Annotated in this window: 10 protein-coding genes and 2 pseudogenes; 4 read left to right on the top strand and 8 right to left on the bottom strand. The window is 69.5% G+C overall.

Annotated elements, in window-relative coordinates; all coding sequences use genetic code 11:
• Positions 1-12: 12 nt before the first annotated feature.
• The 3 genes from dinG to aroE form a co-directional block, all read right to left on the bottom strand.
• Positions 13-2,112: an ATP-dependent DNA helicase DinG gene (gene dinG, locus E4A48_RS18575; protein ID WP_142742934.1), complete on the bottom strand. Its 2,100-nt coding sequence runs from the start codon at positions 2,110-2,112 to the stop codon at positions 13-15.
• A gap of 107 nt (positions 2,113-2,219) precedes the next feature.
• A complete protein-coding gene (locus E4A48_RS18570) occupies positions 2,220-2,546 on the bottom strand; it encodes a hypothetical protein (protein WP_039006316.1) in 327 nt (108 codons plus the stop codon).
• Positions 2,547-2,589: 43 nt separating this feature from the next.
• A complete protein-coding gene (gene aroE / locus E4A48_RS18565) occupies positions 2,590-3,438 on the bottom strand; it encodes a shikimate dehydrogenase (protein WP_039006317.1) in 849 nt (282 codons plus the stop codon).
• Positions 3,439-3,490: 52 nt separating this feature from the next.
• Between aroE and E4A48_RS18560 the strand changes: the two genes are divergently transcribed.
• Positions 3,491-4,390: a TolB family protein gene (locus E4A48_RS18560; protein WP_039006318.1), complete on the top strand. Its 900-nt coding sequence runs from the start codon at positions 3,491-3,493 to the stop codon at positions 4,388-4,390.
• Positions 4,391-4,649: 259 nt separating this feature from the next.
• On the opposite strand, the gene E4A48_RS18555 is transcribed toward E4A48_RS18560, so the two are convergent.
• Positions 4,650-7,163: a PepSY domain-containing protein gene (locus tag E4A48_RS18555; protein ID WP_185910682.1), complete on the bottom strand. Its 2,514-nt coding sequence runs from the start codon at positions 7,161-7,163 to the stop codon at positions 4,650-4,652.
• 195 nt (positions 7,164-7,358) lie between these two features.
• Here E4A48_RS18555 and E4A48_RS18550 point away from each other — a divergent pair, with 195 nt between their 5' ends.
• Positions 7,359-8,111 (top strand): DNA/RNA non-specific endonuclease, encoded by a 753-nt coding sequence (locus E4A48_RS18550; RefSeq protein WP_039006319.1) that lies wholly within the window; start codon positions 7,359-7,361, stop codon positions 8,109-8,111.
• 138 nt (positions 8,112-8,249) lie between these two features.
• On the opposite strand, the gene E4A48_RS18545 is transcribed toward E4A48_RS18550, so the two are convergent.
• On the bottom strand, positions 8,250-9,137 hold the full coding sequence (locus E4A48_RS18545; RefSeq protein ID WP_068830257.1) for a LysR family transcriptional regulator: 888 nt from the start codon (positions 9,135-9,137) through the stop codon (positions 8,250-8,252).
• A gap of 3 nt (positions 9,138-9,140) precedes the next feature.
• Here E4A48_RS18545 and E4A48_RS18540 point away from each other — a divergent pair.
• Positions 9,141-9,623 (top strand): annotated as a pseudogene (locus E4A48_RS18540) (hypothetical protein); the annotation flags it as partial.
• Between the two features lie 312 nt (positions 9,624-9,935).
• Here E4A48_RS18540 and hemB read toward each other — a convergent pair.
• Together hemB and E4A48_RS18530 are read right to left on the bottom strand one after the other, a co-directional pair.
• Positions 9,936-10,928, bottom strand: a complete 993-nt coding sequence (gene hemB / locus E4A48_RS18535) for a porphobilinogen synthase (protein WP_039006321.1) — start codon at positions 10,926-10,928, stop codon at positions 9,936-9,938.
• Between the two features lie 205 nt (positions 10,929-11,133).
• A complete protein-coding gene (locus E4A48_RS18530; protein WP_142742932.1) occupies positions 11,134-11,382 on the bottom strand; it encodes a hypothetical protein in 249 nt (82 codons plus the stop codon).
• A 178-nt stretch (positions 11,383-11,560) separates the two neighbouring features.
• On the opposite strand from E4A48_RS18530, the gene E4A48_RS18525 reads away from it, so the two are divergent.
• A complete protein-coding gene (locus tag E4A48_RS18525) occupies positions 11,561-12,028 on the top strand; it encodes a hypothetical protein (protein ID WP_039006323.1) in 468 nt (155 codons plus the stop codon).
• A gap of 745 nt (positions 12,029-12,773) precedes the next feature.
• On the opposite strand, the pseudogene E4A48_RS18515 reads toward E4A48_RS18525, so the two are convergent.
• Positions 12,774-13,962, bottom strand: a pseudogene (locus E4A48_RS18515) (DUF885 family protein).
• Positions 13,963-14,084 lie beyond the last annotated feature (122 nt).

The raw sequence follows: 14,084 nt of genomic DNA, 5'->3' as shown, positions 1-14,084 counted from the left end.
CGTGCCGCGGCGCTAGCCGATCACCCGCTTGAACGGCGGCAGCGCATCGATGATGCGCTTGCCGTAGCGCTTGGTCAGCAGGCGCGAATCGAGAATGATGACCCGGCCGTGGTCGCTGGAACTGCGGATCAGGCGCCCGGCGAACTGGGTCAGCGTGCGCAGCGCGTGCGGCACCGCGATCAGGTTGAAGGCGTTGAGGCCGCGGCTTTCGAACCACTCGCCGAGGGTGGCGGTCTGCGGATCGGTCGGCACCGCGAACGGCACCTGGGTGATGACCACGGTGGTGCAGGCCTCGCCGGGCAGGTCCAGGCCTTCGCCGAAGGAATTGAGGCCGAACAGCACCGAGCCTTCGCCGGCGCCGATGCGGCGCATGTGCTCGCCGATCATCTGCGACTTGGAGCCGTCGCCCTGCACCAGCACCCGGTTGCGCTGCGCGATCGGCAACAGGTCGGCCACCTTGAGCATCTTCCAGCGCGAGGTGAACAGCACGATCGAGCCCTTGCCCCAGTCCAGTTCCTTGACCAGGTAGCGTGCGACCTCGCGCGGATGGCCCTCGCGGTCGTCCGGCGCCACCGGGAACTTCGGCACGATCAGCTCGGCCTGGTTGGGCAGGTCGAACGGCGAGGACAGCGACACCATCTCCGCATGCGCGGGCAGGCCGTTGTCGATCGCCAGCGCCTGGAAATCGCCGCCGCCGGTCAGCGTGGCCGAGGTCAGCACCGCCGAGTCCACTTCGCTCCACAGCAACGCGCGCAACACCTGCGCGGCCGACACCGGCGAGCAATGGCAGACCAGGTCGGCATCGCGCGACAGGGTGATCCAGCGCGCCATCGGCGCCTGCCCGTCCTGGTCCTCACGGCGCCAGCCCAGCCACAGCGCGTATTGCTGCTCGACCATCTCCAGGGCCATGCCCAGGCTGCGCTGCAGGCGTTCCTTGGCCGCGTCCTCCTGCTTGGACTTGCTCACCAGCTGGTGCGCAGCCTGCACCCAGTTGAGCAGCGCGGCGGTGTCCTGCGCTTGCGCATCGATGAAGGGTTTCCAGTCCTCGGGCAGGCGCCCGTTGGGGGCGCGCCACATCGGCTCTTCCTGGCCTGGCTCCGGCACCCAGGCGCGTTCGATCTCGGCGCGGAAGCTCTTCAGCCCCTTGCTGACCTGGGTGGCCAGTTCGATCGCCTCGTTCGGCAGCTGGTTGCCGATGCTGTCCTTGTCGACCAGCCGATAGGCGGCGCCGACCAGCGCCTGCAGGCGGCCGGTGCGCCGCGCCATGTCGTCCAGCGCCAGGTTGGCCGCGCCCTGGTCGATGGCGACCCCTGCGATGTGGTGGCCTTCGTCGAGCACCAGCAGCATGTCCGCGGGCGGCGCGATCAGCGGCTGGCCGTTGTCGCTGTCGCCCAGCGCCAGCGCCGACAACAGCAGCGCATGGTTGGTGACCACGATCTGCGCATCGCGCACGTCGCTGCGCGCCTTCAGCACCGGGCACTGCACCGCGAACGAGCAGCGGCGCCCGGCGCAGCCGGCGGCGTTGGTGGTGATGCGCGCGCGCAGCGACGCCGGGATCGGTTCCGGCGCGGTGTCCAGGTCGCCGTTCCAGGTCTTGTCGGCGTAGGCCTTGGCCAGCGCGCGCGCCTGCTCGGCCTCGGCCGGGCTCAGCGGGCGGTCGTACAGCGGCGCCTCGTCTTCGAACATGCTGTTCTGCGCGACGTCGCCATGCAGCTCGGCGACGTTGCGCGCGCACAGGTAGCGAGTGCGGCCCTTGGCCAGCGCCACCGTCGCCTCGATGCCGGTGGCCTTGAGGAAGGCGGGGATGTCGCGTTCCACCAATTGCGATTGCAGCGCCACGGTGCCGGTGCTGATCACCAGCTTCTTCTTGCTGGCCAGCGCGATCGGCACGCCGGCGGTGAGATAGCCCAGGCTCTTGCCGACGCCGGTGGGCGCCTCGGCCACGCCGACGCCGCCGCTGGTGCCCAGCGCGCGCGACACCACGCCGATCATCTGGCTCTGCGCGCGGCGCACCATGAAGCCGGGCGTGTTGGCCTGCAGCTTGGTGTAGGCGTCGCGGATGCCGGCCTTCATCTCGTCGGTCAACTGCCGCGTGGGTGCTGCCTTTTCCATGCCGCCTGTCTGCTCGTGCCGGGGATCGGCCGGCTATTTTCCCAGGTCTGGGCGCCGCGTGCCGGGGAAAGGTGAACGGCCCGGCCGCCGATGCCGCGCCGCGCCTGTCAGCGCGGCAACGCCAGGCGCAGCGCCAGTACCACCAGCAGCATCGCCACCGCATGCAGCAGGGTGAATACCGCCTGCATGATGCCGAACCAGACCGCGTAGGTGGCGTAGCTGCCGCCCTGCTCGAGGATCAACATCGGCAACAGCGCGGCCACCGTGCCGCACAGCCCGCCGATCAGCAGCAGGCTCACTCCCCACAAGCCCAGGGTGCGCGCGCGGCAGGGACGGCGCGTGGCCAGCAGCACCAGGCCTGTGCCGAGGACGATCAGGATCGGCAGTTGCAAACCCACCGTGGTCAACAACTGAAGCAGGAATGCCGTGTCCATGGGATCTCCGTGGGAGCTGAAGGAAAGCGCCGGAGCGCGCGTGTCAGTCGGCGCTGACCAGCACCGCGTCGCGCGCGCGCAGCGCGGCGTAGACCGGGTCGGTGTCCGGGCGCACGCCGTGCCAGCGCTCGAAGCTCTCGGCCGCCTGTTCGACCAGCATGCCCAGGCCGTCCACGGTATCGCGGCAGTGCGCCGCACGCGCCCAGGCCAGGAACGGGATCGCCACCTCGCCGTAGTTCAGGTCCACCGCCAGGGTCATGCTGTTGACCAGCGACAGCGGCAGCGAGAACCCCGCGCTGTCGTCGCGGCCGGCGGCGGTGGCATTGACGATCAATTCGAAGTCGCCCTGCTCGCGCAGGTCTTCCCAGTAGCGGGAGACGGCGCGCGCCGGGTCGCCCAACGCATCGACCAGCGCATCGGCGCGCTCGGGCGAACGGTTGACGATCAGCAACTGCTGCACGCCGGCGTCCAGCAGCGCCGGCGCCACGCCGCGCGCGGCGCCGCCGGCGCCGAGCAGCAGCGCGCGGCGGCCGCGCAGGTCCAGGCCGTTGCGCCCGGTCAGATCGCGCACCAGGCCGGCGCCGTCGGTGTTGTCGCCGTGCCACTGCCCGTCGCGGAAGCTGAGCGTATTGACCGCCCCGGCGCGCTGCGCGCGCGCGCTGTGGACCACGCTCAGCGCATACGCAGCTTCCTTCAGCGGCAAGGTCACGTTGCCGCCCACGCCGCCCTCCGCGGCAAACGCCGCCAGCGCCGCTGCGAAGCCGTCCGGCAGGGCGTCGATCGCGTCGTACTGCAGGGCGGTGCCGGTCTGCTTGGCGAAGTCGGCATGGATGCGCGGCGACAGCGAATGGGTGACGGGATGGCCGAACACGGCATAACGGGATGTGGGCATGGAACGCTCGTTGGTTGTTTTAGACTGGTCGCGACATCCGAAGGAATCCGACATGCGGACCCCCGCCCTGCCGCTCGCGCTGGCCGCGAGTTTACTCTGCGCGCCGTCGGCGTTCGCGCTTTCCGAGTTCGGCATCGAAGGCATGGGCGTGGTCTCGAGCAAGGCCGACGAGACCCGCGCCAGCGTTTCCGCGGACGGACAACGCATCGTCTGGGCCAGCCCCGACCGCGCCGGCGGGCCCGGCGGCGGCGACCTGTGGCAGGCCACGCTGCGCGACGGGCGCTGGGCCGACCCGCAGCCGTTGCCGGCGCCGCTGAACGCGCCAAGCGCCGACACCGACCCGTTCTTCAGCGCCGACGGGCACTGGCTGTACTTCGCTTCCGATCGCGGCGGCGGCCACGGCGGCAGCGACCTGTACCGCGCGCCGCTACTGGCCGACGGCCGCTACGGCCCGCCGCAGAACCTGGGTGCGGCGGTGAATTCGCGCGGCGACGAACGCGCGCCGACGCTGTCGCTGGACGGCACCCGGCTGCTGTTCGCCAGCGACGGCCACGGCGGCGCCGGCGGCATGGACCTGTTCGTGGCGCGGCGGCAAGGCAAGACCTTCGGCCAGCCAACGGCGCTGGACGGCAGCAACAGCGCCGACGACGAAACCGATGCCGCCTGGCTGGGCGACGGCCGTGCGCTGGTGTTCGCGCGGGCGCGCAAGGCGCACGGCACGCAACTGCTGCTCGCGCAGTGCGCCGGCGGGCACTACGTGCAGGCGCAGCCGCTGGCGCTGTCGTTCAACAGTGCCGACGGCGACACGCGCGGCGCGGTCGTGGATGCCTCCAAGCCGACCGAACTATTGGTGGTCGGCAGCGCACGCGCGCCCAAGGCCGGCAAGCTCGACGTGTACCGGATGAAGGCCCCGGTTGCGAGCGGCGGCGGCGATTGTGCAGGTGTGCGCTGAGCGGCGACGGTTTCTGGAGCGGATCGTGTGGCTGTTGCAAGCCGCTTGCCGCATATCCGTCTCCCGCCGCTGCCGCAGCGGTGGGCCACTCAGAGGGCGTCGGGAGTGACGTCCCTCCCACAGTGCCACCCAGCCGGCACATCGCCAATCCTTGTGGGAGCGACTTCAGTCGCGACAAGCGCAGCGGTGGAAACAACGCGATCGGATGCGGTACGGGTCAAGGGCTCCGCCCGAATCGCTGCAACCGCATCGGCCCACCTCAATACACATCGCGCCGATAACGCCCATCCGCACTGAGCGCATCCAGCGCGTCCTCGCCCAGGATCTCGCGCAACGCCGCATCCACGCCGCGTGCCATGCTGTCCAGGCTGCCGCAGACGTGCAGCGTGGCGCCACGCGCGAGCCAGGCGCGCACCTCGTCGGCGGCATCGCGCAGGCGATCCTGCACGTAGACCTTGCCCGGCTGGTCGCGCGAGAACGCCAGGTCCAGGCGCTGCAAGTGGCCGCTGTGCTGCCATGCCTGCAATTGCGCACCGAACAGCGCATCGTGCGCGGCGTTGCGTTCGCCGAACAGCAGCCAGTGACCATGCACGCCGGCAACCTCGGCCTCGCGCAGCAGGCTGCGCAGACCGGCGATGCCGGTACCGTTGCCGATCAGCAGCAAGGGCGTAGCGCCGTGGCGGCGGAACCCGGGGTTGGCGCGCACCCGCGCCTGCAGCGCGGTCTGCAGCGGCGCATGCAGGCACAGCCAGCCCGAGCCCAGGCCGGCACTGCCGTCGTCGCGTCGGGTCAGGCGCACCACCAGTTGCAGCAGGCCGTCGGCCGGCACCGAGGCGATCGAGTATTCGCGCAGCGGCAGCGGCGGCAGCGCATCGAACCAGGCCTGCAGATGGTGCGCGTCCCCAGGCGGCGACAATGCGCGATCGGCCAGCGCCGCCTGGAGCGGCAGCGCCACGCCGCCCGCGCGCAGCGGCGTGTCGATCGACACCCCATGCGCGGCGAGCCAGGCGCGCACGGCATCGGGCGCGTGGCAGGGCTGCACTTCCAGGATGTCGCCTGCCTGCCACTGCGCCTGGGGCGGCGGTAGCAGATCGATGCGCCACACCGGCGCGCCGGCGCTGCCGGGATTGAGCAGCGCGCGTCCGGCCAGGCGCCACTCCAGCGCCGGCGGCGCCTGCAGCGCCGGCGCCGCTTCCGCCACGCCGGTGACCGCGGACAGCTGCCGCTGCCACTGCGCCAGCGCCTGCGGATCGGCGTTGTCCACTTCCACCGCTGGAAACAGCGCCTGCGCGCCCTGTGCGGCCAGCCACTGCTCCAGCCGCCGCGAGAACCCGCAGAAGCGCGCGTACTGGCGATCGCCCAGCGCCAGCAGCGCATAGCCGAGCTCGGGCAGGGCCTGCGCCTGGCGCAACACCTTCTTCTCGAAGCCGCGCGCCGGGTCCGGCGCCTCGCCGTCGCCGAAGGTGCTGACCACGAACAGCGCACGCCGCACACCGCGCAGTTGCACCGCATCCAGCTGCGCCAGCGACTGCACCTGCACCGGCACGCCCGCCGCCTGCAGCTGGCCGGCGGCCTGCCAGGCCAGGCGTTCGGCCAATCCGCTCTGGCTGGCGAAGCCCACCAGCCACGGCTCGGCGGCGGCCGGCGCAACCGCGCCCAGGCCGCGCCGCGCGTGCTGCAGCGCGCGCTTCTTGCGCCGCCGGTCCAGGTACAGCAGCAAGCCGGTGATGAAGAACAAGGACAGGCACAGGCTGGCCAGCATCACCAGAACGCGCCCGGCCAGGCCGAAGAAACTGCCGGTGTGCAGGGCGAACACGCTGCTCAGCAGCTGCCGCCCCAGCGGCTGCTGCCGATAGTCCAGGCGGCGCAGGATGCGCCCGCTGCGCGGATCGATCTCCAGGCCGTCGAAGGCCCGGCTGTGCACCGGATCGGCGGCCAGGTAGCGCGCGCTCAGCGGCTGCCCGGCGCCGCTGGGCAGGCGCAGGTCCAGGTAGGCGCGGCGCACGCCCGGCAGCGCATCGAGCGTGGCCTGCAGGCGCGCATAGTCCAGGGCCGGCGGCTTGCCACCGCGGCCGCCGCCGGCGTTGTCGGTGTTGTCCGCGCGCTCGCCGCCGAGCACCGCCACCAGCGCTTGCCGGTACCAGTCGTAGGACCAGTACAGCCCGGTCAACGCCATCGACAGGTAGATTGCCAGGCACCAGGTGCCGATCACCGAATGCAGGCTCCACAGGAAACTGCGTCCCTGCCGCTTCCATTCCACTACCCACCATGCGCGCCAGCTCCACCACTGGCGCGGCCAGCGCAGGTACAGCCCGGACAGGCAGAAGAACAGCAGCGCGATCGCACAGGCGCCGGTGACCGCCTTGCCGCGTTCACCGGCAAGCAGATGCCGATGCAAGTCTTCGACGAATGCGAAGAAGCCGCTCAGCCGCGGCTCCGGCAGCGTGTGTCCGGTGTAGGGATCGAAGTACAGGCGCCCGCCGTCGCGGCCGGCCAGGCGCAGGTTGGACGGACGCATGCCGGTGGGGTCGATCAGCATGCGCGTGACCCGATGCGTGCCGCCCAGGTCCAGCCGCCGCGCCAGCTCGGCCAGCGGCAACGGCGACTCGCCGGCTGCGTGGCGCGCGGCCGCCACGGCCAGCGGCGGGTTGGCCCAACGCACGATCTCGTCCTCGAACGCCAGCGTGGCCCCGCTCAGCCCCATCACCGACAGCACCAGCCCGGCGCTGATGCCCAATAGCCAGTGCAGCTGGAACAACAGCTTCTTGGTCACGGCGCAGGACACGTTCGGAAGGCGGCCGCGCATTGTAAATGAGAACGCTTATCGGATCCGCTGCGGACCAACCCGCACCGCCTACCCATAAACGTGACAGGCCGTGCATTTTCCATGCGCACCACATCTAATCGTCACCGCAGCGACATCGCTCCCCGCCAGTTTCTTCACTCCCCTTGGCTAGCGAGGTACGCGATGTCCTTCTTCCTGCGCGGTTGTCTGGTTCTGCTTGCGTTGTTCACGGCCCAAACCGCGATGGCCGCCACCAGTTGCGCCACCCTGTATGCAGGCGGCAAGCCGCCGAGCGTGGATGCCTCGCTGAGCGCCCGCACTACCGAGGTCTGCCACAGCGAATACGCGATCCTGGCCTCGGGCGTGACCAAGGGTCCGCTGTACTCGGCCGAACACCTTACAGACCAGCAGGTCGCCGGCGCCGAGTCGATCGGCCGGGTCGGTTCGTTCCACGAGGAAACCGCCATTCCCGCCGCCGACCGCTCCAAGAGCTCGGACTACACCAATACCGGTTTCGACCGCGGCCACATGACCCCGGCCGGCGACGCCTCGACCGAGAGCACGGAGAAGGAAACCTTCTCGATGGCCAACGTGGTGCCGCAGGACCACAAGCTCAACACCGGCGAATGGGCGCGTATCGAAGAGCAGGTGCGGCAGCTGGCCAAGCAGCGCGGCGAGATCTACGTGGTGACCGGCCCGGCCTTCGACAGCAACGCGACGACCATCGGCAGCGACAAGGTGGAAGTGCCGGAGTACGTGTGGAAGGCGGTGTACGAGCCGGGCGTGGGCGCGGCCGCGTACTTGTGCGTGAACGACGACAGCATCAACTGCGATGTGGTGTCGATCGACGACGTGATCACCATGGCCAGCGTCGATCCGTTCCCGTCGATCTCCGCGGCGATGAAGTCCACGCCGATCGCGTTGACGATGCCGTAAGGCCGGGACTCGGGACTCGGGACTCGGGACTCGGGACTCGGGACTCGGGACTCGCAAATAGCGTCATGCTCTGCTGAGCCGTTGTCGAGGTTGCCGGGCAATTGCTCGCAACACGCCGAAGACGACCGCGTGCGTGGCTCAGCACACGTGCGCGGTCATCGCTTCCGCCAGCGCCGCAAACAAGGCGCTGCAGGCGGCGCTGCCGTACAGGTCCTGATGCATGGTGATCCAGGTATCCAGGCCGATGCGTACCTGCTGCGCCAGCACCGGCAGCAGGTTCGGCGTACGCCGGGCCAGGGCCGCCTGGCAGAAGCCGATGCCGCAGCCGGCACGGATCAAGGCCGGTTGCGCCAGGTCGCTGTCGGCTCGCAGCGCGAACGCCTCGCGCCGCCATCGCGGCAGCCCCGCACGTGCGGCGCGCAGGAACGGCGTCTCCGCATCGAAGCCGACCAGCGCGTGCTGCATGAGCTCGTCCAGGCTTTGCAGGCTGCCGTACCGGGCCAGGTAGTCCGGATGGGCGTACAGGCCGAGCGCGATCTCGCCGATGCGGCGGGCGATGAGCAGATCCTGCTGCGGCCGGGTCATGCGCACCGCCACGTCGGCCTCGCGGTGCAGCAGGTCCTGCACGCGATTGTTGAGCACCAGTTCCAGCCGCAGCTGCGGATGCGCGCGGCGCAATGCGGCCAGCGCCGGCGGTAGCACTTCGGCGCCGATGATCTCGCTGGCGGAGATCCGTACCGTGCCTTGCACCGCCTCGCCGTGGCGGCCGGCCGCGCGCCGCAGCGAGACGGCGATGTTGCCCATGGCCTGGGCATGGCCGCGCAGCGCCAGCGCCGCATCGGTCGGCAGCAATCCGCTCTGCGAGCGCACGAACAACGGCACCGCCAGCGCCTTTTCCAGCGACGCCACATGCCGGCCGACGGTGGACTGGGTCAGATCGAGCGCACGCGCGGCCGCCGACAGCGACCCCTCCTCCAGCACCGCGAGCAAGGACCGGCACAGCTCCCAACCGATAGCTTTGCCCATACACAAAACGCCGGCTGGCAGTTGCGCGCCCTGCAACGCGGACTCGCTGCCGCCAGCGAAACCCGCGACGGCATCCACTGGCTGCGCGGCGACGCGATGCGCCGCGAGGACGTGCTGCACGCCGCGCAAGGCTGCGCGGTGATCGTGCATGCGGTCAATCCGCCCGGCTACCGGCGCTGGTCCGAACTGGTGCTGCCGCTGATCGACAACACGATCGCCGCGGCCTGCGCCGAAGGCGCGACCATCGTGCTGCCTGGCACGGTCTACAACTACGGCCTGGATGCCTGCCCGGCACAGGACGCAGACGCGGCGCAGGCCACGCGCTAGGGCGCGATCCGGGTCGAGCTGGAGCGGCGCCTGCAGGCCGCGACCGCGCACGGTGCGCGGGTCATCGTGGTGCGCGCGGACGACTTTTTTGGCCCGCGCGTGGGCAACAGCTGGTTCGCGCAGGGAATGGTGAAACCGGGGCGTCCGGGCGCATCCATCGTCCACGCCGACGTCCGCATAAATACTGCACCTATGTCTGCAAGTTTTTCCCTGCGCGCATCCTGCCTTTGTAGGAGCAACTGTCTTCAGTCGCGACGAGCGCAGTGGTGAATGTTCCGAACGGGCATGCAGTCGGGACTGAAGCCCCTCCCACAAGAGGCCTCGCCGCTCCACTGTGCCGGTGGAATCCTTGTGGGAGCGACTTCAGTCGCGGCGAACGCAGCGGCGGGCCTTCCGGCTTCGGACGTTGTCGTGGCTGAAGCCGCTCTTACAACAAGCCGCGTCATCTGCACCGAACGTACGCCCACCGCCTCAGCGCGCCTCGCGCAGCCAGCGTGCCACCTGCGGCGCGAAATAGGTCAGCACGCCATCGGCGCCGGCGCGCTTGAACGCCATCAGCGATTCCAGCACGCACTTGCGTTCGTCCAGCCAGCCGTTGGCGGCGGCGGCCTTGAGCATCGCGTACTCGCCGCTGACCTGGTAAGCGAAGGTCGGCACGCGGAATGCGTCCTTCACCCGCCGCACCACGTCCAGGTACGGCATGCCGGGCTTGACCATCACCATGTCCGCGCCTTCCTCCAGGTCCAACGCGATCTCGCGCATGGCCTCGTCGCCGTTGGCCGGGTCCATCTGGTAGGTGGTCTTGTCGGCCTTGCCGAGGTTGCCGGCGCTGCCGACCGCATCGCGGAACGGGCCATAGAACGCCGAGGCGTACTTGGCCGAGTAGGCCATGATGCGCACGTGCAGGTGGTCGTCGGCATCCAGCGCGCGGCGGATCGCGCCGATGCGCCCGTCCATCATGTCCGAAGGCGAAACGATGTCCACCCCGGCCTGCGCATGCGACATGGATTGCCTGACCAGCGCCTCGACAGTGATGTCGTTGAGCACGTAGCCGCGCGCGTCGATGATGCCGTCCTGGCCATGGGTGGTGTACGGGTCCAGCGCCACGTCGGTCATCACCCCCAGTTCGGGGAAACGGGTCTTCAGCGCGTGCACCGCACGCTGCGCCAGGCCCTCGGGATTCCAGGCCTCGGCCGCGTCCAGGCTCTTGCCGGACGGGTCGATCACCGGGAACAGGTCGATCACCGGGATCCCCAGTTCCAGCGCGGTCTCGGCGTCCTTCAGCAATTCGTCGATCGACAGCCGCGCCACGCCCGGCATCGAGGCGATCGGCGCGCGGCCGGGCAGCTCGTGCACGAACACCGGCCAGATCAGGTCGTCGGCGGTCAGGGTGTTCTCGCGCATCAGCCGGCGCGAGAAATCGTCGCGGCGCATGCGCCGGGGACGGTAATGGGGATGGGCCACGCGAGGCTCCTGCAGGGATGGATCGGGCGTCGCGCACGCGGCAACGCGAGGCGGCGCCCGGTCTACCGAGCCGCGCCGCACGCACCGGCGCGAACGGTGACGGCCACCGCAGCGATCGTCACCGCTGAATGTTACGCCTTCCGGCCACCTGTGGGCGGCGCCATGCTGCAACACGGCATGCCGCCGCCGTGCCCGACTGCGCTGGCTAGATCACGCCGCCGCCCAGGCTCAGCCGGATCACCCCGACCACGATCACCAGGCCATTGAGGATCAGCCCGGTCTTGGCGCGGCCGCGGTTCGGGGCCGAGGTGAACAGCAGCCCGATCGCGGCGATGATCGCGCCGACCGCGGCGAACGGAATCACGAACCAGTTGCCCCAGCCCAGCAGCGGGATGAAGGCCAGGATCATCCACAGCAACGCCACGATGCCCCACATCAGACTGATCAAGCCCATGCCGCCGCCCTTCGCTGAATGCCAGTGCGCACCATAGCGCGCGCGCCCGCCGGCGCAAACCAACTCTTGGCACGGGACTCACGGCGGGCGTGCCACGGTGGCGCGGCAATGGCGGGTACGTCGCGGTTCACTGGTCGCGCCTATCATCGCCTCGTATCCGATCCACGGGGGTAATGCCATGAACGTCCGACCGCTGTTGCCGCTGGCGCTGCTGTTCGCGCTGGCCGGCTGCGCCAGTTCCTCCAAGGTGATGGTCGGCGCGCCGCGGCCGCCGATCGACCCGGCCCTGGTCCAGATCTATTCGACCCCACCGCTCGGCGCGGTCGATATCGCCCAGCTCGAATCCTCCAGCGCGGCCGGCTTCGGCACCCAGGGCCAGACCGATGCGGCGATGACGCGGCTCAAGCGCGAGGCGGCCAAGCTCGGCGCCAACGGCGTGGTGCTGATGGGCGTGGCCTCGCAACGCTCGGGCGGCGGCGTATCGATCGGCGGCGGCAGCTATGGCGGCCACGTCGGCGGCGGCCTGGGCATCGGCATCCCGACCACGCAGAAGCGCGCCGCCGGCATGGCGATCTGGGTACCGCCGGGGGCGCAGGCGCCAGCGGCGCCACAGCCCGCGCAGCCGTTGCCGCCGCAAGAACGCTGAGCGTCGCTGGGGAGAATGCACCCGGCCGTTTCCGCTGTTGGAGCGCTGGCCTCCTGGACAATGGGCCGACCACGGCCGGCCGGCCAATGCTGGCCCAGCTCCATGTCCAGCTTCACCGTCTCCCGGGTGGCGCAGCAGCCCAGGAATAGGCGACCGCCGTCGCAGCCCCCTTGGTAAGCTATTGGCCGGATTATAAGTATTGACCGACACGCGGGCATTGCAAGGACTTGTCAGGCTTACGCCCAGACCCGCCAAGGTAATGACAGGTCGTTAGCCTGGGCGCTCGGTGTAAACCGTTATTGACAGAAGGACTCGTTATGAAACGCTGGATATGGATATTGGTCGCATTCTTAGTTTTGTTCGGCCCAGCCAACGCTGCGCCCATATACGAGAGGCTGGCCTGTCGCGACAACGATCCTTTTGTTTTTTGCACACAAGGCTGCAAGTCACCAGACAAGAAATGGATACCCACGTCCCCGTCCACAGGTATGTAGATGGGAGCTCCTGGCTATTGCCTGTATCCGACCACAGAGCCATGCTGCGTTGGCACTTACTGCCTCATGTCTTGGACACAAACGGCAGTAAGAGCCGTATACCAATATGAGCGTATTTGTCCTGTCGGCGGCGGCAAGGCGAGCGACTGGAAAGGGCGCCAGCGTCCGGAAAATGTGCCGAAGGATCACTGATCGGTATTGGCCGCACCGCTGCGCGATTCACGCAGCGGCGCGGCATGGTCACAGCCCGATCACTCCAGCTGCGCCGGCACGAACACCTCGTCCACCGCGGTCGCCAGCTGATCCGGCGGCAGCAAGCCCTGGTCGAGCAGGAAGTTGTTGAACTTCAGCCGGTCGAACTTCGCGCCCAGCGCCAGTTCGGTGCGCATGCGCAATTCCATGATGCGGCTGTAGCCATAGAAATAGCTGCCGGCCTGGCCGGGCGCGCGCATCATGTAGCGGTCCAGTTCCTGCCGCGCCATCGCCGGCGACAGGCCGACGTCGTTCTCCAGCACCAGGCGCGCGCGTTCGCGGTCAGTCAGGCCCAGGTTGAGCATCGGGTCGAGCATGGCGCGCGCGGCGCGCAGCAGGCGGAACTGCAGCGCGATCAGCTGCCCGTCTAGCGGTTCGTACGGCACCATTTCGGCCTCGGCGTACAGCGTCCAGCCCTCGACGTTGACCGAATTGAACGCGAACATGCTGCGCGCCAGCGACACGCCGCGCTCGACCATCGCGGTGAACTGCAGTTCGTGGCCGGGCCGGCCCTCGTGCGCACTCAGCGTCCACGCCGCCGAGCCGAAGTTGAAGTCGTCGTAATGCTCGCCCTTGCCGGAGGTATCCGGATTGCCCAGCGGCAGCACGAAGCTGCCCTGCTCGCCGGTATTGCCGACCAGCGGCGCCGGGCGGAAATGCGGCGCCGGTTGCGCCGCACTCTCGGCCGCCGACCCCAGGCGCACTGGAAGGCATACAGTTCCGGCGGCAGGCGCGCGTCCTCGCGCGCCTTCGGCAGCACCACCTTGCGCGTCCAAGCGGCGTAGTCCTTGAACTGTCTGTCCATCGCCGCCAGCGCCGGTTCGGTGCCGTCGATCCTATAATGCCCCTGGCATAGGTGTCCACGTTGCTCAAGGCCTGTTCGACCTCGCGTCGGGTCGGCGGCAACAGCGAACCGTCGGCGCGCTTTTCCTCGTAACACTGGCGCGCCAGCAGCATGGAAGTGCTGCCGGGCAGCAGGCCGACATAGCGCTACAGCCGGTCCAGCGCCTTGGCCCGGCGCGCCGTCGGCACCTGTTCGGACAGCAGGTTGTTGAGCCCGCCGAGCACCATCTGCGGCGCATCCTGCTACGGCAGCAGCAGGCGCTCGTTCTCATCGGCGGATTTCCAGCGGGGCGATGCGGCGACCGTACGCGGCGCGCGTGCGGCCGGCAAGCTGCCGCAGGTCATGGCCGCGCCGGATGGCCGGCGATCGCGCACGAAACGGAGGCGGTCAGGGTAGCGATCCGAATTGCGCGACGGTCGCTGCAGGCCCGCGAGTCGTGCACACGGCTACACCGTCTGCGATCGGC

It is taken from the genome of Xanthomonas translucens pv. cerealis (genome assembly GCF_006838285.1).
Lineage (GTDB): Bacteria > Pseudomonadota > Gammaproteobacteria > Xanthomonadales > Xanthomonadaceae > Xanthomonas_A > Xanthomonas_A cerealis.
This window is presented reverse-complemented; position numbering and strand designations above follow the sequence as displayed.